This window comes from Agrobacterium tumefaciens (assembly GCF_013337285.1).
In the GTDB taxonomy this organism is placed as follows: Bacteria; Pseudomonadota; Alphaproteobacteria; order Rhizobiales; family Rhizobiaceae; genus Agrobacterium; species Agrobacterium burrii.
The window spans coordinates 230541-249256 of sequence record NZ_SUPW01000001.1 but is presented as its reverse complement, the minus strand read 5'-3'; the positions used below and the strand labels follow the sequence as shown (position 1 = coordinate 249256).

Here is an 18716-nt window from a genome sequence, read left to right as displayed (position 1 = left end):
TTGCGGGCAACTGCTGGATTGGCCTAGTGCCAAATGGAGCAGACGGTCGAAGGGATGGAGATGGTAGGAACTTTAAAGGCAAGAACGGGTGTTTCCGGGTTGGACGATATTCTCGGAGGAGGCCTGTCCAAAGGCCACGTGTTCCTTCTCGAAGGCAACCCTGGAACGGGAAAAACAACGATTGCCCTGCAGTTCCTACGTGATGGCGCAGCGGACGGAGAACGAGGTCTCTACATTACCATGTCCGAAACCGACAAAGAATTGCGAGAAGGGGCAGACTCGCATGGAATGGAAATTCCCGACCTCATCGACGTCTTCGAACTTGTGCCGCCGGAAAGCCTGTTCGACGCTGAACATCAGCAAAGCCTTCTTTATTCGGCAGATCTTGAGCTCGGCGAGACGACGAAGCTGATTTTCGAAGCTCGTCGGCTTCCAGGGCATTCTGCGCGGCATACCCCATTTTGTTGGTGAGCAGAAAACCATGCTCGACATCGGAGGCGATTCCGATTCCTGACCGTGACGGTATCGCCCTCATCTACGCCCCTAACGGTCGTGACAGTATTGTCGCAGCGTCCATGCTGCTTGAGCGGGGGATTGCCTCCCAACCGATGGCAAACCTTGAGGCCTTGGCCGAGCGCCTTGGAGAAAATGTCCTTTTTGTCGTCGTTGTGGAGGAGGTCCTTCGCTTCAGCAATCTCGGTCCTATCAACGCCTGGGTTGACATCCCAGCCGGGCTGGTCGGATCTCCCGTTTATGGTCCTGACACACAAAGGAGCGGGACCGGATAGGAACCCTGCTGCCGCAAGGGTTGCCCAGGCACTTGGAAACGTCTCCTTTCTTGAACGACCATTCCATCCGACAACCTTCATCAGCGTCGTCGAATCCGCAGGCAAAAACCGTCGGCGGCAACTCGAAGCTCGTAACCGCATTGTCGAGCTACGCGAAAGCGAGCTTAACCTCAAGACTGTGTTGCTCGCCGGAAATCTTGGTACATGGAGCCTCGACCTTTCGAGTTGGGTGCTTGGCTCCTCGCCAGAGTTTCGTCAAATATTCGGCCGTTGCGCAAACAAGGAGCTGACTTACGATGAACTGACGGCATCCGTGCATCCCGATGACAGGCAAGGCCGTGAAGAAGGTCCTCGACGCAGCCTCGATGCAGGCGAAGACTACGTTGCCGAATACCGTGTTATCTGGCCGGATCACAGCATGCATTGGGCGGAAGTTCGCGGCCGTCTTGTCCATGATCAGCGTGGCAAGCCCCAGCGTCTTATCGGTGTCGGTTCGGACATCACATCCCGCAAACATGCCGAGGCGGCGTTACGGTCTATGAACGAAACGCTGGAGCGGCGGGTGGAGGAACGAACCGAGGCGCTGAAGGCGCAGATAGCCCAGCGGCAGGACACCGAGCAGAAGTTGCTTCAATCTCAAAAACTGGAGGCGATTGGCCAGTTGCTAAGGCCGAGCTGTTCGGCAGCTTGGACAACGCTCAGGCGTCCGTCACGGATCTTCTTGATAAGTTCGAGGCGATGCAATTCTTTTTGCGACATGGTGATCATAAAGGACATGACGACTCCGACCGCTCCTGACCGAAGTCAGGCTGAACATCGTCGCATCCTTGCTCCCAACGTTGACATTGACCAGCGACGTCATGCGAGGAGAGTGTCGCATTTCTATCCGGCCCAAGTGTCGCACTACTAAATGGGCGCCACATACAATAATCGCATAAGATAGATTATGGAACGTCAGAGCGGTTTCGTTGCTGTTGCTTTTTGCGCCCAAACCGCATTTTCCACGGCTGTGGAAAACTCGGCACCCTGCGGTTTGAAGTGTTGCTTCGGTGCGAACCGATGGCATGGTTGCGTTCATTGAAGAACGCGAGTCACCATGCCGATCATCAATATAAGAGATGCAACGCTACCGCCATCCGCACTCGGACTTGTCAGTATACCAGCGGCGCATCCGGCGCGACCGCGAGGACATCAAGAAGATGGCCGAGAGTGATGTCGGAAGAATGTGTCTTGTCGATCGCGTTCATGTGGGTTATCCATATATCCAATAGTTCAAGGATTATTGAATAATGGAAGAACGTCAAGCCCTCTCTTCATTCGCCGCACTCTCGCAGGAAACGCGCCTTGCCATCGTTCGAGCGCTGGTTGTCGCTGGTCCCGAGGGGCTAGCCGCTGGCGTGATCGCCGAACGCATGGGCGTCTCGGCGACGAATGTGTCGTTCCATCTCAAGGAACTGGAGCGATCAGGTCTCATATCTCAGCGGCGGGTATCGCGTTCAATCCTCTACAGCGCCAACTACGAAGCTCTCGCCGATCTTGTGAAATTCCTGATGGAAGACTGCTGTGCCGGACATCCAGTGATCCGGGAAAATGTCGAGCGAAACGATGGATGCTGCAATCTGGCTGAAACCTTGACTGACGGGGATAACGTCATTGCATAATTCGAAAGTACCTGCGGGCATTGTCTCTGCGCTTGGCCTGACGCAGATCATCGGTTACGGCACTCTCTACTACAGCTTCAGTATCCTCGCATCTGGCATGGCGAAGGATCTCGGCCTTACGCTGGCCGAGATATTTGGCATCTTCTCAGCTTCCCTGCTTATCGGCGGCTTATCCGCAATGTATATCGGTAAACAGATGGACCGTATCGGCGCTGCGACGGTCATGACGGTCGGCTCGGCCCTGGCCGCATTTACCCTGGCAATCTGTGCGTGGTCGCCATCCGTTGCTGTCTTTGCGTTCGCCATCATCCTGCTCGAGATATCGTCCGGCATGGTGCAGTATCAAGCCGCATTCGCAACGCTGGTCGAAAGCGAACCCCGATCAGCATCCCGCAGCATCACCTATTTGACCTTGATCGGCGGTTTCGCCTCGACCATCTTCTGGCCGATCTCGGCAGCACTTGCTGCGTATCTGTCGTGGCGCGAGATCTATCTCGTCTTCGCGGGATTGAATCTCTTTCTGTGCATGCCGCTTCATTACTGGATCATGCGCGTCGCGAAAACAGAAGTTAACGCTGATTCCACGATCCGAACGCGTGAGACGGTGATCGGGACGCTTCCTGCCCATGCGCGCCGGCGCAGCATGATGCTCGTTTCGTTTGCCTTTGCCATGCTGGGCTTTACTCTCTCTGCCATGCTCGCGCATATGGTTCCAATGCTCGGGTCGATCGGGCTTGGCGCTGCTGCGGTGGTGATCGGATCGCTCTTCGGCCCAGCCCAGGTGCTGAGCCGACTGATCAACATGGTGTTTGGTAAAAGCCTTTTGCCGCCGGCGCTTGCAGCGCTTTCCGCAATCCTCATCGTCGCCGGGGTGTTCATCTTGATGATGACAGGTGACTGGTTGCCGGGAGCGGTTGCCTTCGCGATCTGCCTTGGTCTCGGTTCCGGCATCAACAGTATCGCGCAGGGAAGCCTGCCGCTCTATCTGTTTGGCTCCGACGGTTATGGAGCGATTACGGGCAAGATGGCCGCCGCGCGATTGGCAGTGAGTGCCGCCGCGCCATTCGTCTTTGCCGCAGCGATGGAGAATGTCGGCATCAGTTTTGCGCTCGCTGCCAACGCCTGTCTCGGGGCGATCAGCATTGCCGCATTCGTTGCTGTGGCGACCTCCTCACGGCAAACCGCCACAGCAATGGCCTGAACCTTCAGATCGACTTCAACGAAACACGCTTCTCGAGTTCGTCCGCCTCTTCCTTGCGTTCGCTATAGCGGTCGGTCAGGTAGCCAGACGCGTTACGGGTAAGCATGGTGAACTTCACCAGTTCCTCGCAGACATCCACCACCCGGTCGTAATAGGATGACGACTTCATCCGGCCATTGGCGTCGAACTCCTGATAGGCTCTGGCGACCGAGGACTGGTTGGGAATGGTGATCATCCGCATCCATCGCCCGAGGATCCGCATCTGGTTCACGGCGTTGAAGGACTGGCTGCCACCGGAAACCTCCATGACGGCGAGCGTCTTGCCCTGTGTCGGGCGGACCGATCCAACCGAAAGAGGAATCCAGTCGATCTGCGACTTCATGATGCCGGTCATTGCGCCGTGGCGCTCCGGGCTGACCCAGACCTGCCCCTCTGACCATTGCGAAAGTTCACGCAATTCATGCACCTTCGGGTGACTGACAGGCGCTTCGTCGGGCAAAGGCAGGCCTTTCGGATCGAATATCCGAACCTCGCATCCAAGCCGTTCCAGCAGCCTTCCCGCTTCGAACGCCAACAAACGGCTGTAGGACACCTCGCGAAGCGAACCGTAGAGGATCAGAATGCGGGGCTTATGTGTCGAGAAGGCCGGGCGGAGATCGTCGAGATCAATCGCGTGCAAGTGCTGGCCCTTGAGGGCGGGGAATGTCTCAGACAATGCGCTTTCCTTCTTCGTCGAGAACCTGTTCGCCGTCCTCCTTGGTGAAAGGCCCTTTGAAGGCATCCGCAGGAAGGATGTCGAGAACGACTTCAGAGGGGCGTGACAGCCGCGTTCCCATTGGAGTGATAACGAACGGCCGGTTGATCAGGATCGGCGTCGCGATCATGGCGTCGAGCAACTGGTCGTCGGTCAGGTCCGGATTGTCGAGACCGAGTTCGGCATAAGGTGTACCCTTCTCGCGGATCGCCTGACGGACGGTCAGTCCGGCGTCGGCGATCATCTGGACGAGTTGCTCGCGGCTCGGTGGGTTCTTCAGATATTCAATGACGGTTGGCTCTATGCCGGCGTGCTGGATGAGCTCGAGCGAATTCCGTGATGTGCCGCAGGCCGGGTTATGATAAATGGTGACGTCCACGTTCAGTTCCTTTCGGTGATGGTGGTTCGGGAAACTGCAGGCGATGCCTCGTACCAATCTTTCGAACGGTTCACGATCCAGACAACCGCCAGCATGACCGGAACCTCGATGAGGACGCCGACAACGGTTGCCAGTGCCGCGCCCGACTGAAAGCCGAACAGGCTGATGGCGGCCGCGACCGCAAGTTCGAAGAAGTTGCTGGCACCAATCAGCGCCGAAGGCCCGGCGACGCAGTGGCGTTCACCTGTCATCCGGTTCAGAAGGTAGGCAAGTCCGGAGTTCAGATAGACCTGGATGAGGATCGGAACCGCCAGAAGCGCAATGATGGTCGGTTGTGCAATGATCTGCTCGCCCTGGAAGGCAAAGAGCAGCACAAGGGTTGCAAGCAGAGCCACGAGCGACATCGGCTGAAGTTTGGCAAGCAAGCCGTCGAGCGCACGGGTTGTTCCGTCAGCAGTCAGGCGGCTTCGCACCAATTGCGCGATGATGACTGGCACGACGATATAGAGAGCGACGGACAAGGTGAGTGTCGCCCATGGCACAGTGATCGCCGAAAGACCCAGCAGCAGACCAACGATGGGCGCGAAGGCCAGGATCATGATCGCGTCGTTGAGTGCGACCTGCGAGAGCGTGAACAGCGGTTCGCCGCGTGTCAGGTTGCTCCAAACGAACACCATGGCCGTGCAAGGTGCTGCGGCGAGAATGATCAGCCCGGCGATGTAGGAGTCGATCTGGTCTGCCGGAAGGTATGGCCGAAACAGCCAACCGACAAAGAGCCAGCCCAGCAACGCCATCGAGAACGGCTTCACTGCCCAATTGATGAACAGGGTGACACCGATCCCGCGCCAGTATGACCCAACCTTCGCCAGCGATCGAAAATCGATCTTCAGCAACATTGGAATGATCATCAACCAGATCAGGATCGCGACCGGGATATTCACTTTGGCGATCTCGGCGGCTCCGACTACCTGGAACAGACCTGGCATGACGTGACCCAAGGCCACGCCGACGGCGATGCAGAGGAAGACCCAAACGGTCAGATATCGTTCAAACGTGGACATCAGGCTGTCTTTCCTTCGGGGTTGGTGGTCCCTTCCAGCATACCGATCTGCCGGAGCCTCGTTTGGAGCGCCATGCGATCGATCGATTCCAGGGGAAGACTAAGGAATGCCACGATACGATTCTTCAGGAAGCGTGCCGCTTGAGCAAAGGCACGCTGGATCTCCACTTCGGAGCCAATAACGGCTGCCGGATCTTCAACACCCCAATGGGCAGTCATCGGGTGACCGATCCAGACCGGGCAAGCTTCACCGGCAGCGCTGTCGCAGACGGTGAAGATGAAATCCATCCGCGGTGCGTCCGATTCGGCGAATACATCCCAGCTCTTCGACGAGAAACCTGTCGACGGATAACCAAGCGCACTCAGTTCCTTCAGTGCGTGAGGATTGACCTCACCCTTTGGCTGGCTGCCGGCTGAATAGGCCTTGAACCGTCCAGCACCTTCCTTGTTCAGAATGGATTCGGCGAGGATAGAGCGAGCGGAATTACCCGTGCACAGGAAGAGCACGTTGTAGGTCTTGTCAGTCATGGTCGTGATCCGTAGTTAGGCCGGAGGCCTGTTGAGCTTCATGATGGTCGCCGACGATGGGCAGAGCCCCGATAGCTGTTGGGTCGAAAGGACTGCTTCTGGAATGTTGTCGCGCGCCACTTCAGAGAAACCGAGATTAGAGAAGAACGGCGCCGCGGTCGTGGTCGCAAGATAAACGTCGCCACTGCAATCGAGGCTTTGCAAGGTTGCCTCAACAATCGCTTGGCCGAGGCCATTGCCGCGATGCTCTGGAAGCACCACCACCGACCGCAGCAGCAAATCGTAGGCGCAGAGTTCGATACCGGAATACCCGCCGGTCTGGCCTTCATCCGAAATAGCCTTGAAGAAGGTTCGGCCTTCTTCTTCGATGTCTTCTGCCGGAAGATGCGCAGCAACAAGCGCGCTCCGAAAACCCGGATCGCTGCCTTGCACTTCGGTCAACAGGATCGAATTCAACATGGCTTCGCCTCCGGAGCGCAGCATGGCATGAGTTCTGCGATGAGTGGCGCGCAAAGTTCTGTCGAGCCGCCGCAGCAATCCTTCAGCAGGAAAAGTGTCAGATCGCGCAGACCGTCGAGATCAGCGCGGTAAATGATAGATCGGCTCTGCCGCTCACTCTTGACTAGTCCCGCTCTTGAGAGGGTTGCAAGGTGTGCCGACATGGTGTTCTGAGGGACATCAAGCAGTCGGGCGAGTTCACCCGCCGGAACTCCATCAGGTTCATGCCGCACAAGTAGACGGAACGTCTCGAGTCGAGTGTTCTGGGCCAAGGCCGCGAGGGCCGTTACCGCAATGTTGTTTTCCATGCATCCAGATTAATGGATATAATGATGCTGTCAATAGGGCTGCTACCCCTTAGTCACCCTATATCTCATCGGTGAACATCTTCATGTCGAAGGGTTCCGGGTTCGGTCCCAAAATACCCGCGACTTCATCTTGTAGTTTCCCCACCATGTCCCTTAGTGGTGAAGATTGCTCCGCGCAGACAGGTTCAAGTTTAAAGGCGCTGCAGTCGGCGTCAATTAAGTCCTTAGTAGTTTCACCCATTGTAACAGATCCTTTAGCTCAGCCAACCAGCGTCACCCCCTAAGTATCGCATACATTCGCACCCAAGCACTCGATATGGGATGTCGTATTGAGATCGGCTTGTCCGTCTCTCCCATATTCGCGAACAGGACTGCCGTTGGCAAGGATACTCTCTTTGGCGTGGAGACCGTCGTCATCGTAGGCGATCCGGAAGTTCTGCGGCGCACGATAGAAAAGCCACCACGGGCCCTTGAACGAGACACGGCCAAGGCCCCTCCTCCGAAAGATGCTGGAGCGTTGCGGGACATCATCACTGTGGCAGGTTCGGACATCGAGAATCCTTAGGGCGGCGTTATAGTTCGCGGAACCTATCGGGCAATGCGTCGAGCGTCGAGTGAAGATTCCGTCACTCAAACGTCACGATCAAAAAGCAACAGACCGGTGTTCTTGCGGGCGCAACAGCGTTGCCAAGTGTAGTGAAATCGCGGCTCTTCAAAAGCAACAAAGGGGGCGGAAGCAGCGGTGCAACACCCTTTTGTCGGAAGAAAGCGCTGCTTCCCCTGCCAACAAGGGGGAATACTTCACTCACTCATCCAGCTTCAAAGCCGAAACCGCACTCTTTGGAACTAAATGCCATATCAGAAGTGCTGCGTTTAGCGACATATGACCTCTATCAGGCATAGAGTCGACACATCGTCCGGCTTCGGACGAAAACAAGCGGCGTCAGATTAATTGCGTTCTGCGATCGTTGCGGCGCGGGCCAAAGCATCCGCGAGATCGTTACCTTCTATACCGGAATGTCCCTTGCACCACTCTATGGTCACGTTTGGATTACCAAGGAGCAAACGATCCACATTCCGCCACAGGGCTTCATCCGGCATTTGCCGCTTCCGCGCTCGCGAATTGGGGTTGATGCGTTTCCAGCCGTTGGTTCGCCAAATTTTGCACCAGCGATGGCAACCCTCGACAACATGAGCGGAGTCCGTCCAAAGAATGGCTGTCCGGCCAGAAGCGTGGGCATCCAGCCATAAAAGTGCATTCATGACTGCCATGACTTCAAACGAATTATTTGTAGGCCCGATTTCCATCCCACGCGCAGAATGGAGTTGTTGCCCGGTTTCAAACACGACGAATGCCCAACTCCCCGATATTGCAACGGGGTCGTAGGAACCATCCGCGTAGATTTTGAGTGGAACAGTCATCGGGCTCGTTTCCTCGCGTCAAAGCCGCTTCAAAAAAAGACAGCTTTTAAGTCATTTCTGTAGATGGCGTGTACCACCGTCCTCTCCGAGGTAGAACCACCCGTTCTTTGGATCCGGGCAGAAAGCGCCAGCAGAGCCGGTCGCTCCCGGCCTTAGTGAGAGACATGGCCTCCGCGCTTCATGTCACGAAGCGCGAGGAACACGGCCACTGCCAGTACAGCAATCATCGTGCCCGTGATAATCAGAACCGATCCGTGCGCCTGACTGAAGGCGTTGCGTGCCGCCATCCGTATCGTCTCGCCCTCATCTCCACCCAACCGCGCTGCCGCCGTCATCGCCTCACCGATGGATCCGCCCGCTTCTGCGGCTGGCGAAAACGAGCGCGAAACTGCGGAAAAATAGATCGAGTTCACAAGCACTCCGAAAAAGGTGATCCCGATGCCCCCGCCAAGTTCGTAGCCGGTGCCTTCCAGGGCACCTGCGGCGCCCGCCTTGTCCGCGGGCGCGCTTCCCATGATGGCGATGGACGATGCCAGAAGACCGATGCCGAGGCAAAGGCCAAGCATCGCCAGAAGCCCCGCAGTTATCGGCGGCGAAGCGATCAGATCGATGGATGCGAGACCGAACAGTGCAGCTGCCGCCCCCGCCATCGACAGGGTTGCGATGGGTCGAAGACCGAATCGGTTCGCCAGGTTGCCACCGAGTGGACCACCCACGGCCGCCGCGATGACGAGCGGCAGCATGAACAGACCCGCATCGAGCGGCGACATGCCGAGCACGTATTGGAGTTCCTGCGCAAGCACCAGTTCAAATCCTGCCAATGCGCCGGAGGCGACAAACGCCATCAGCATCCCCGCAGCAATCGCTGGTTTGAGGAAGAGCGACAGGTCAAGCATCGGATTGCGCGACGAGACCTGTAGCCTGCCAAACCAGCCGAGCAGAATTATTCCCGCACTCAGCGATGCAGCGACCATACCGTTGATGCCGCCTTTCATTCCGGTCTTGATGCCATAAACGGTGAGAACCAGGCCTGCGACCAGCAACGCCGCCTGCCCGATGTTCCAGGCTCCGAGACCTGTGCCACCCCTCTTCGGAACAAGGAACCAGACAAGGGTAATGACGACAGCCAACACCGGGAGATTGACGAGGAAGACCGATCCCCACCAGAAGTGCTCAAGCAGGATGCCTCCGACAAGCGGACCGATCGCGGCGCCCGCCATGCCGACCACACTCCACAGACCGAGCGCCCTCGCCCGCTCGCCATCATCCTCGAATGTCGTGCGAATGATGGCAAGGACGCATGGCATGATCATCGAAGCGCCAACGCCAAGCACCGCACGGGAACCGATCAACATCGCCGGCGACGTCGAAAAGGCGGCCGCAGCCGATGCTACGCCAAACACGACAAGTCCGGTCAGAAGCATCCGCCGGTAGCCCATGCGGTCTGCAAGCGTCCCCATCGGCACCAGCAGACCGGCCATGACAAGCGCATAGATGTCGATAATCCAAAGCACTTCGGTGCCGGAAGCACCAAGAGCGATTGTCAGTGAAGGCACTGCGATATGGAGAATGGTGAGGTCGAGCACGACGGGCAGAAAGGCCATCATGACGGCCGAAAGAATAAGCCAGCGATTGGCGGAAGACATGCGATACACCTGCAATACGAATTTTTTATCAGAACGATCGTTTCACTATTGCATTAATACACGATCGTTCGTAAAACAATCAAGTGACAAATTGGAGACTAACGTGGGTCGTATTCGCAGGATTCAGAAAGACGACATCTTGGATGCCGCCGAGCGCGTGGTGTTGAAGCTCGGCGCCGCCGGGCTTTCAATCGATGCCGTCGCCCAGGAAGCTGGTGTCAGCAAGTCGACGGTCGTTTACGATCACAAGTCGAAGAGCGCGTTGCTAGAGGCTCTGATCGACCGCCGTCTCTCCCAGGAACTGGAGCGACAGGCAAAATCCGTCGAAGATGCTGCCGATACCCCTCACCCCGAGCTTTTCGGGCGGATCAAGCTTGCCGAACGTGTTGTGGATGATACCGAACGCGCGGTCGCCATGGCGATCAGCGCCTCCGTTTCTTCCGAGGAGAAGCTTCAGCAGCAGATGCGTGACTGGACGCGGGCAGACCTCAAGGCCATGGCCGACGGTGCCCGTCCCGAGGCGGCGCTGATGGCTTACCTCTCCCTGTCGGGCTTCTATTTCACCGAACTCTTCGGCTTCCACCAGTGGAGCCAGGATGATCAAGCCAGAATTCTCGAAGGTGTGCGAACAATCTATACGTCCTTTCCCGAGAAGTAATCGTCGCCCGTAGGGCCAGTAACAGCCGATCCAAGGAAGAAATATGTACCGCTGCAGCCGACTGCCGCGCCTGAAGGCGTGCCTTATTGCAACCTCGCTTCTCGCTCTGACGGCGACGACCGCCTTTGCCCAGGAAGGCGGGGAGATGCCGCCCGCCGCCGTTGGCGTCATTGATCTCAAGACGCATCCGATCCCGGTTATCAGTGAGCTTCCGGGCCGCGTGGCCGCTACCCGCACATCCGAAGTGCGCGCCCGCGTGTCCGGCATCTTGCAGGAGCGCGTTTTCGAACAGGGCGCACTCGTGAAAGAAGGTGACGTCCTTTATCGGATCGATCCCCGTCTCTTCAAAGTCCGCGTTGCCAGCGCCCAGGCAACACTCCGCCGGGCTGAAGCCACGCGCGACAATGCCAGGGTCCAGCTGGAACGCCAGAGGACGCTGCGTGAGCGTAACGTTGCCAGCGGGATCGACTATGACACCGCGGCCGTCAACCTTGCTCAGGCAGAGGCCGATGTGGCGCTTCAGCAGGCGGCTATCGAGGAAGCAAAGATCAATCTCGAATATACCGAGGTTCGTGCTCCGATCACAGGCATCATCGGTGGCGCTCTCGTCACCGAAGGTGCGCTTGTGACCGCGGACGGTACATCGAACCTAGCGCTGATTCAGCAGATCAATCCTGTCTATGCCGACTTCACCCAGTCCGCGCAGGATCTTCTGGCGCTACGCCGCGCCGTTACCGACGGCAAGCTGGTAAGCCCTGCCCCCGGACAGGCAAGCGTAGAGCTTATTTTCGATGGCGGTGATGTCTATGGCGGGAAAGGCAAACTGCTGTTTTCCAGCGCCAACGTCGACTCCACAACCGGGCAGGTGACATTGCGTGCCGAGTTTCCCAACCCCAACGGCGATCTTTTGCCCGGCATGTATGTGCGCGTGCGCATCGAGCAGGCCGTCCGTCAGGGTGCGATCACCATTCCCCAGCGTTCCGTGCTGAGAACCCAGGACGGCAAGGCGCAAGTCTACGTCGTCGAGGCTGACGACACAGCAAAGCTCCGTGATGTCCAGCTTGGACAGGCACTTGGCCAGGAATGGGTGGTCGAGAACGGCCTCAAGGAGGGTGAGAAGGTCGTGGTCGACGGTGTGCAGAAGGTTCAGCCGGACACCACGGTCGCTCCCGAGGTCTGGTCGGCGGACGTACACAAGCAATCCGGCGGCGCAGTTTTCGCCACCTCGGGAAATTCAAGGTAACATCATGGCACAGTTCTTTATCAGCAGGCCGATCCTTGCCTGGGTCTTCGCCCTGTTCATTTCCATAGCGGGGATCATCGCCCTGCCCTTTCTGCCGATTGCGCAATATCCCAAGGTTGCGCCGCCGCAGCTCACCATTTCCACCTCCTATCCCGGTGCTTCACCGCAGGAAATCTATCAGGGTGTGACGCGCCTGATCGAGGAGGAACTGAACGGCGTCGCCAACATGATGTATTTCGAATCGACGTCGGACACATCAGGCGCCGTCAGCATCAACGCCACCTTCGAGGCCGGCACCAACATCGATCAGGCATCGGTCAACGTACAGAACGCCATCCGGCGCATTGAATCCCGCCTTCCGTCCGCGGTCACCTCGCAGGGCGTCAACGTCGAAGAAGCCGCATCGGGCTTCCTGATGATGATCACGCTGACGTCCACCGACGGTCGCATGGACGAGGTCGCGCTTGGTGATTATCTGAACCGAAATGTTCTTGGTGAAATCCGTCGTCTTGATGGCGTCGGTCGCGCCCAGATGTTCGCGGCCCAGCGCGCCATGCGCGTCTGGATAGACCCGGACAAGATGGTCGGCCTCAATCTGACGGCAGCAGACATCAATGCCGCCATCACCGCCCAGAATTCCCAGGTTGCTGCCGGCCAGATCGGTGCGGCCCCAAACCCGGTATCGCAGGATCTGACCGCCACGGTTCTCGTGCAGGGCCAGCTTTCCGACCCCAGGGCGTTCGGCGAGATCATCCTGCGCGCAAATCCCGATGGCAGCGCCGTCCTTCTCAAGGATGTCGCCCGGATCGAACTCGGCGCGGAGAACTACAACTTCACCAGCCGCCTGAACGGGCAACCGAGTGCTGCGGTCGGTATCCAGCTTTCCTCGACGGGCAATGCGGTCGCAACTTCGAACGCCGTCAAGGCGAAGATGGACGAGCTGTCGCAGTTTTTCCCCCAAGGGGTTGAATACGCCACACCATACGACACCAGCCCATTCGTCTCGGCCTCTATCGAGAAGGTGCTGAGCACGCTGATCGAAGCCGTCGTGCTCGTCTTCGTCGTGATGTTCGTGTTCCTGCAGAATTTCCGTTACACCGTCATCCCGACCCTGGTCGTTCCCGTTGCGCTGTTAGGCACATGCGCCATCATGTTCGCGACCGGTTTCTCCATCAACGTGCTGACCATGTTCGCCATGGTTCTCGCCATCGGCATTCTCGTCGATGATGCCATCGTCGTGGTGGAGAACGTCGAACGCATCATGGCTGAGGAAGGCCTTTCACCCAAGGCCGCAACCCGCAAGGCGATGGGGCAGATTACCGGCGCGATCCTCGGGATCACCCTTGTCCTCGCATGCGTCTTCATCCCGATGGCTTTCTTCCCGGGTTCGACCGGCATCATCTATCGCCAGTTCTCGCTGACGATGGTCGTCTCGATCGGCTTCTCCGCTTTCCTGGCGCTGTCGCTTACCCCGGCGCTCTGCGCCACTTTCCTGAAGCCGATTGCCAAGGGGCATCACGAGAAAAAGGGGCTGGCCGGCTGGTTCAACCGCAATTTTGACGGTCTGACGAACCGCTACGTCAAGGTGACCAACGGCATGGCAAAGCGCGCCGGTCGGATGATGGTGATCTATCTCGCCCTCGTCGTTGGTCTTGGCTATCTCTTCATCAACCTCCCCTCGGCATTCGTGCCTGCGGAAGACCAGGGAACATTGCTGGTCGACATTCAGGGACCGCCGGAAGCCAGCGCCAATCGTACACAGGCGTCGGTCAGGCAGATCGAAGAAATCCTGAAAGCGGAGTCCGGCGTCAAGGATGTCATTGCGATTCAGGGATTCAGTTTTTCGGGTAGCGGTGCCAACGCCGCGCTGATGTTCGTCACTCTCAAGGACTGGAGTGAACGTGATGCCGACAACTCGGCGCAAGCCATTGCAGACCGCGTCAACATGTCCCTGTTCGGCCTTAAGGATGCGACCAGTTTTGCCCTTTCTCCTCCGGCTATCGAAGGTTTCGGCGCCACGGGCGGCTTCGCATTCCGCCTTCAGGACCGCAATGGGGTTGGCCAGGCAGCCCTGTCTGCTGCGGGAGTCGAATTGATGCAAAAGGCGGGCCACAGTTCGGTGCTGACCGGCATGCGTGTGGAAGGCCTTCCGGATGCGGCGCAGGTTCTGCTGGTGATCGACCGCGAAAAGGCGAACACGTTCGGTGTGACCTTCTCCGACATCAACAACACGATCACTGCCAACCTCGGATCGTCCTATATCAACGACTTCCCGAACGCCGGCCGCATGCAGCGCGTCATCGTGCAGGCCAAGGATCAGAGCCGTCTTCAGGTCGAGGATTTGCTCAAGCTGAACGTTCGCAATGTCAGTGGCGGCATGGTTCCACTGTCGTCTTTTGCAATTGCACAGTGGCAGAAAGGTTCGCCGCAGATTGTTGGTTACAACGGTTATCCGACGATACGCATCTCGGGTGAACCTGCTCCAGGCAACTCATCGGGCGCGGCCATCGCCGAGATGGAACGTCTGGCGGGCGAAATGCCTGAGGGCATCGGCTTCGAGTGGACGGGTCAGTCGCTGGAGGAAATCAAGTCCGGTTCACAGGCGCCTTTCCTGTTCGGCATCAGCCTTCTCTTCGTTTTCCTGCTTCTCGCAGGTCTCTACGAAAGCTGGTCGATCCCGTTCTCGGTCATGCTCGTGGTGCCGCTCGGTGTCATCGGTTGCGTGCTTGCGGTCATGCTCGCCGGAATGCCAAACGACATCTATTTCAAGGTGGGCCTGATCGCGATCATCGGCCTGTCGGCAAAGAACGCGATCCTGATCATCGAATTCGCCAAGGATAATTATGCCGAGGGCAAGCCATTGCTGGAATCGGCGATCGAGGCTGCGAAACTTCGCTTCCGCCCGATCATCATGACCTCACTCGCCTTCACGCTCGGCGTCGTACCTCTGGCAATCGCGTCCGGTGCCAGCGCCGCCAGCCAGAACGCCATCGGCACGGCTGTTTTGGGCGGCATGATCGCGGCGACAGTCTTTGGCGTGTTCTTCGTCCCGGCCTTCTTCGTCTTCGTGCTGAAACTGTTCAGAACCAAGCGGCCGGAGACGGACGGTGCCGAAGCGGGATCGCAGGCAACACCAATCGTTCACGGCTCGCACCCGTAACCCCCAAACCGGTTCGGGCTGCGCCTCCCGGACTGCGAAGCTCCACCCTCATTTGTCCCCCCGGGGGTGGAGCTGACTGTTCCCACCGAGTGAAGATCCCATCTTGCATCGTCGGTCAGGATACGAGCCTGCCGTGTCACCGCTCGAAGACAATGAAGTTTTCCCATGCGCGGATGCGCAGCAGTATCTTACGGATGAGCGCGAACTCCGGCCAGTGATCCGTGTAGATCGCAACTTCGGCTGTCGCTCCACCCGGAAGCTCGAAAGCCGAGAGGTCATCGATCGGCTCGATAACAGCGATCACACGACCGGAGCCAAATGGCGCCTTTGGCGTAAGAAGGGTACCTGAGGGTTCGAGTTCGCCTTCCGCCATGAACTTCAGCACGGTCTGAACTTTCGCCCCGAAGACTCGCCCGGGCACGCCGGCGAACGGCAAAGTGGGATTGAAGGTCACCTAGTAGCCGGCTCACACACCCCAAGTATGTGGCCGTCAAGGCTCGCCATTAATGAATGGACTCAGAAGCAGGCGGAGGTCGGTCAAGTCGAAGCGCATTCGTTCCCTCCAGTCCGGACCCTTCGGATAATCCGAAGGGTTTCCTTGTATCTTCCGCATTGTGCGAAGTCACGGATAACGATCATTGTCGCCGTAGTTTAAAATTATTTATATGTATCAATACATAAAGACATTTTTCCAATCTAATATTACAGCTCTCCAGACGCCTCCCGACGTCTCAATTCCAGCTCTTCGCTATAGCGCCTGAGCGTATGGCTTTCGGTGAGTAGACCAACCGGTCGGTTCTCTATCTTGTCATTAACGACGACCAGCGCTTCGCTTTCCGTGGCATCGAAGGCCGCCGCTGCCTGTCGCGCATTCATGGTCGGCAGCAGCACGTCGTTCTTGTATTGCAGATAGGTCTCAAGGCTGATCTTGCTCGGATCACGATCCATCGGGTCGGCATAAATTTCCGGTACTAGGACGATGCCGGCATAACGCCCGTCATCGTGGGTCATGATCACCCGCTGCGTCGAACCGAGTGGGAACTTCTCCTTGAAGGCCGGAAGCCCCATGCTGACATTGGCCTTGCGAATATCGGCGCGCATCATCTTGCCAACCGTCAGGTCGCGGATCCAGCCAATATCGTGGGCGCTGCGAATACTCTCTCCGCGCAGGTGAAAACGCCAGGTGGCGAAGGAATAACCGAAGGTCGTGCGCACCACCAGCGAGGTGGTGATGACGGCGGCAAGCACCAGCGCGGTGATCTGGAAATCTCCCGTCAGCTCCAGCGCCAGGAACGTCATCGTCAAAGGACCACCGATAATGGCGGCGGCAAAGGCGCTCATGCCGATGACGGCATAAACGATGGGCGCCGTCGAGCCATAGCCGATATAGGGGGCGCAAAGCGCGAAAACTTTACCCAGAAGCGAACCCATGAACAGCGAGGCGAAAAAAAGGCCGCCACGAAAATTGGAACCGATGGAAATGGCGCTGGCCGCCGCTTTCAGCAGGAAGAGCCCGACCAGCCCGTAAATCGTCAGTTCGGCATCAATATTGAGATGCAGCGCGCCATGGCCGCTCGACAGGACCTGCGGTGAAATCAGCGCAAGAGCGCCGACTGCGACACCGCCAATGGCCGGACGCAGCCAGCCGGGAATGGCGCTTTTGCGGGCTGTCTCCTCGATGAAGGAAACCGTCTGCATCAGCACGATGCCTATCGCCGCACACACGACACCAAGAAAGATGGCGGGCACATAATCCGCAGGCGTCACACGGCTGGCATCGACAATGTCGATCGACAGGCCATGACCACCAATAATCCCGATAACGGTTGTGGCCACCAGCGCGGAGACGATGAGCGGTGCAAGCGTCACGACCGTATAGGTGCCGATGATGAGTTCGATGGCGTAAAACGCCCCGGTCAGAGGCGCATTGAAGGCCGCCGCAATCGCACCCGCAGCACCGCAGCCGACGAGGATGCGCATGTCCCCTCGCCGCAGTTTCAGCTTGATACCGATCTTCGATGCCACGCCGCTGGCGATCTGCGTATAACCCGCTTCAAGCCCGACGGACGCACCGAAACCGTTCGAGACGATGTTCTGCACGCAGACGATGATGCTGTCCGTCAGCGACAGGCGGCCGCCATGCAGGGCATTGGCCTCGATCGGGTCGACCATCGGTTTCTTGCGGGTCTTTGAAAGAATGAAGATGATCAGGCCAAGCAAGATGCCGCCGACGATCGGTCCGGCAAGCACGACGGGGCCTGAGAGGTCGCTGCTGCTCAGCCGCTCGGTACCGAAGACCAGAACATGCAGCGCCGTGCTCAACGCGCCGATCAGCGCCACCAGAAGACCCGCTGCAATGCCGATGAGAGCGGCAAGAGCGACCAGCCCCAGTTCGCCGCGCCGGAACATCGCCCGCAACCGGCTGGCGCGCAGATTGTCGAAGAAGCTCGCCATACTGGGTGCACGGAAAGGCCGGGTCGACATGCTGTTCCTTCTCAGGCAACGTCAAAGCGCGATGCGCCTGTACTAGTGTTTCAAAGCACGTCTCTGCCCCAAAACCGGAGACCGATTTTGCGAGACCTGCTCAGGGCGCTTCGAACTCGACTTCGAAACGCATCTGGTCGTAAGCCGGTTCGACATGATCCGGCGTTTCACGCATGACCGTCTCATAATCGAGCGGAATATGCATATGGGTCAAGATCGCCCGTTTGGGTGCAAATCTTTCGATCCAGCCAAGCGCCTGTTCCAGCGAAAGATGGCTGGGGTGGTAGCGGTGCTGCAGCGCGTCGATGACGAGAATATCAAGGCCCGCAAGCTTGGGCACGCTTTCGGCCGGAAAATCGCTGACGTCGGTGCAATAGGCAACATCACCGATGCGAAAGCCGAGCGAATGCACGTCGCCATGCTGCTGCATATGCACGTTGAAAGGTATCGGCCCACCTGCCCCGTCGATAATCACCGGCGCGTCGATGTCGGCGATGATCCGTGGCTCTACGATTGGCGGATAACTGCTGCCCGGCGGTGTTTCCAGGCAATAGGCGAAACCGTCCCATATGCGCGCCATGGTGATGGGATCGGCATAGATCGGAATGCGGTTTTGCTGGATGGCGAAATAGATACGCAGATCGTCGATGCCATGCAGGTGATCGGCATGGGCGTGGGTGTAGAGAACCGCATCGACAGCCTCCACCTTAGCGGAAATCATCTGCTCGCGAAAATCCGGACCTGTATCGACAACGACGGTGGTCTTGCCGCCATCCGGTGCGATCTGCTCCACCATGAAGGCCGTGCGCGTGCGCCGGTTCTTCGGATTTTCGGGGTCGCAGGCACCCCAGTCGCCGTTGATGCGCGGCACACCGGGCGAAGACGCGCATCCGAGAACCGTGAAGCGACGACGGTAGATTGCCACG

General features: G+C 58.1%; 17 protein-coding genes and 2 pseudogenes. 7 read left to right on the top strand and 12 right to left on the bottom strand.

Translation table 11 applies throughout. The features are described from left to right. Positions 1-54 precede the first annotated feature (54 nt). The 4 genes and pseudogenes from FCH38_RS01210 to arsK all read left to right on the top strand — a co-directional run. A pseudogene (locus FCH38_RS01210) lies at positions 55-423 on the top strand (ATPase domain-containing protein); the annotation flags it as partial. A gap of 225 nt (positions 424-648) precedes the next feature. Continuing rightward, positions 649-1308: pseudogene (locus FCH38_RS23430) on the top strand (PAS domain-containing protein); the annotation flags it as partial. Positions 1309-2077: 769 nt separating this feature from the next. Continuing rightward, positions 2078-2449 (top strand): ArsR/SmtB family transcription factor, encoded by a 372-nt coding sequence (locus FCH38_RS01200; protein ID WP_174372613.1) that lies wholly within the window; start codon positions 2078-2080, stop codon positions 2447-2449. Further along, positions 2442-3650, top strand: a complete 1209-nt coding sequence (arsK, locus tag FCH38_RS01195) for an arsenite efflux MFS transporter ArsK (RefSeq protein ID WP_153513690.1) — start codon at positions 2442-2444, stop codon at positions 3648-3650. The genes FCH38_RS01200 and arsK overlap by 8 nt, the downstream gene beginning before the upstream one ends. A gap of 4 nt (positions 3651-3654) precedes the next feature. Here arsK and arsH read toward each other — a convergent pair whose 3' ends face one another. The 9 genes from arsH to FCH38_RS01150 all read right to left on the bottom strand — a co-directional run bounded on the left by arsH (position 3655) and on the right by FCH38_RS01150 (position 10245). After that, positions 3655-4431 carry an arsenical resistance protein ArsH gene (gene arsH / locus FCH38_RS01190; protein ID WP_236776533.1) on the bottom strand — a complete coding sequence of 259 codons (777 nt, stop codon included), beginning with the start codon at positions 4429-4431 and terminating at the stop codon, positions 3655-3657. Then, on the bottom strand, positions 4358-4789 hold the full coding sequence (arsC, locus tag FCH38_RS01185; RefSeq protein WP_153514199.1) for an arsenate reductase (glutaredoxin): 432 nt from the start codon (positions 4787-4789) through the stop codon (positions 4358-4360). The genes arsH and arsC overlap by 74 nt, the downstream gene beginning before the upstream one ends. After that, entirely contained in the window at positions 4786-5844 is a 1059-nt protein-coding gene (gene arsB / locus FCH38_RS01180) for an ACR3 family arsenite efflux transporter (RefSeq protein ID WP_174372612.1), read from the bottom strand. The genes arsC and arsB overlap by 4 nt, the downstream gene beginning before the upstream one ends. Beyond that, entirely contained in the window at positions 5844-6371 is a 528-nt protein-coding gene (locus FCH38_RS01175) for an arsenate reductase ArsC (RefSeq protein ID WP_153513693.1), read from the bottom strand. The genes arsB and FCH38_RS01175 overlap by 1 nt, the downstream gene beginning before the upstream one ends. Before the next feature lie 15 nt (positions 6372-6386). Next, on the bottom strand, positions 6387-6830 hold the full coding sequence (arsN2, locus tag FCH38_RS01170; protein ID WP_153513694.1) for an arsenic resistance N-acetyltransferase ArsN2: 444 nt from the start codon (positions 6828-6830) through the stop codon (positions 6387-6389). After that, a complete protein-coding gene (locus FCH38_RS01165) occupies positions 6824-7177 on the bottom strand; it encodes an ArsR/SmtB family transcription factor (RefSeq protein WP_153513695.1) in 354 nt (117 codons plus the stop codon). The genes arsN2 and FCH38_RS01165 overlap by 7 nt, the downstream gene beginning before the upstream one ends. Positions 7178-7235: 58 nt before the next feature. Continuing rightward, complete coding sequence (locus FCH38_RS01160) at positions 7236-7418, bottom strand: hypothetical protein (protein ID WP_153513696.1); 183 nt, start codon at positions 7416-7418, stop codon at positions 7236-7238. Positions 7419-8125: 707 nt separating this feature from the next. After that, a complete protein-coding gene (locus FCH38_RS01155; protein WP_153513697.1) occupies positions 8126-8599 on the bottom strand; it encodes an RNase H family protein in 474 nt (157 codons plus the stop codon). Between the two features lie 152 nt (positions 8600-8751). Continuing rightward, positions 8752-10245 (bottom strand): MFS transporter, encoded by a 1494-nt coding sequence (locus FCH38_RS01150; protein WP_153513698.1) that lies wholly within the window; start codon positions 10243-10245, stop codon positions 8752-8754. Between the two features lie 103 nt (positions 10246-10348). On the opposite strand from FCH38_RS01150, the gene FCH38_RS01145 reads away from it, so the two are divergent. The 3 genes from FCH38_RS01145 to FCH38_RS01135 are packed head-to-tail and all read left to right on the top strand — an operon-like array spanning position 10349 to position 15306. Next, positions 10349-10903, top strand: a complete 555-nt coding sequence (locus tag FCH38_RS01145; RefSeq protein WP_174372611.1) for a TetR family transcriptional regulator — start codon at positions 10349-10351, stop codon at positions 10901-10903. Positions 10904-10946: 43 nt separating this feature from the next. Next, on the top strand, positions 10947-12146 hold the full coding sequence (locus tag FCH38_RS01140) for an efflux RND transporter periplasmic adaptor subunit (RefSeq protein ID WP_174372610.1): 1200 nt from the start codon (positions 10947-10949) through the stop codon (positions 12144-12146). Positions 12147-12150: 4 nt separating this feature from the next. Continuing rightward, positions 12151-15306, top strand: a complete 3156-nt coding sequence (locus FCH38_RS01135; protein WP_174372609.1) for a multidrug efflux RND transporter permease subunit — start codon at positions 12151-12153, stop codon at positions 15304-15306. A 136-nt stretch (positions 15307-15442) separates the two neighbouring features. Here the strand turns inward: FCH38_RS01135 and FCH38_RS01130 are convergent, their stop codons facing one another. The 3 genes from FCH38_RS01130 to FCH38_RS01120 all read right to left on the bottom strand — a co-directional run bounded on the left by FCH38_RS01130 (position 15443) and on the right by FCH38_RS01120 (position 18715). Continuing rightward, a complete protein-coding gene (locus FCH38_RS01130) occupies positions 15443-15760 on the bottom strand; it encodes a hypothetical protein (RefSeq protein WP_174372608.1) in 318 nt (105 codons plus the stop codon). A gap of 248 nt (positions 15761-16008) precedes the next feature. Further along, positions 16009-17790 (bottom strand): chloride channel protein, encoded by a 1782-nt coding sequence (locus FCH38_RS01125; protein ID WP_174372607.1) that lies wholly within the window; start codon positions 17788-17790, stop codon positions 16009-16011. Between the two features lie 100 nt (positions 17791-17890). Then, positions 17891-18715 (bottom strand): MBL fold metallo-hydrolase, encoded by an 825-nt coding sequence (locus tag FCH38_RS01120; RefSeq protein ID WP_174372606.1) that lies wholly within the window; start codon positions 18713-18715, stop codon positions 17891-17893. Position 18716 lies beyond the last annotated feature (1 nt).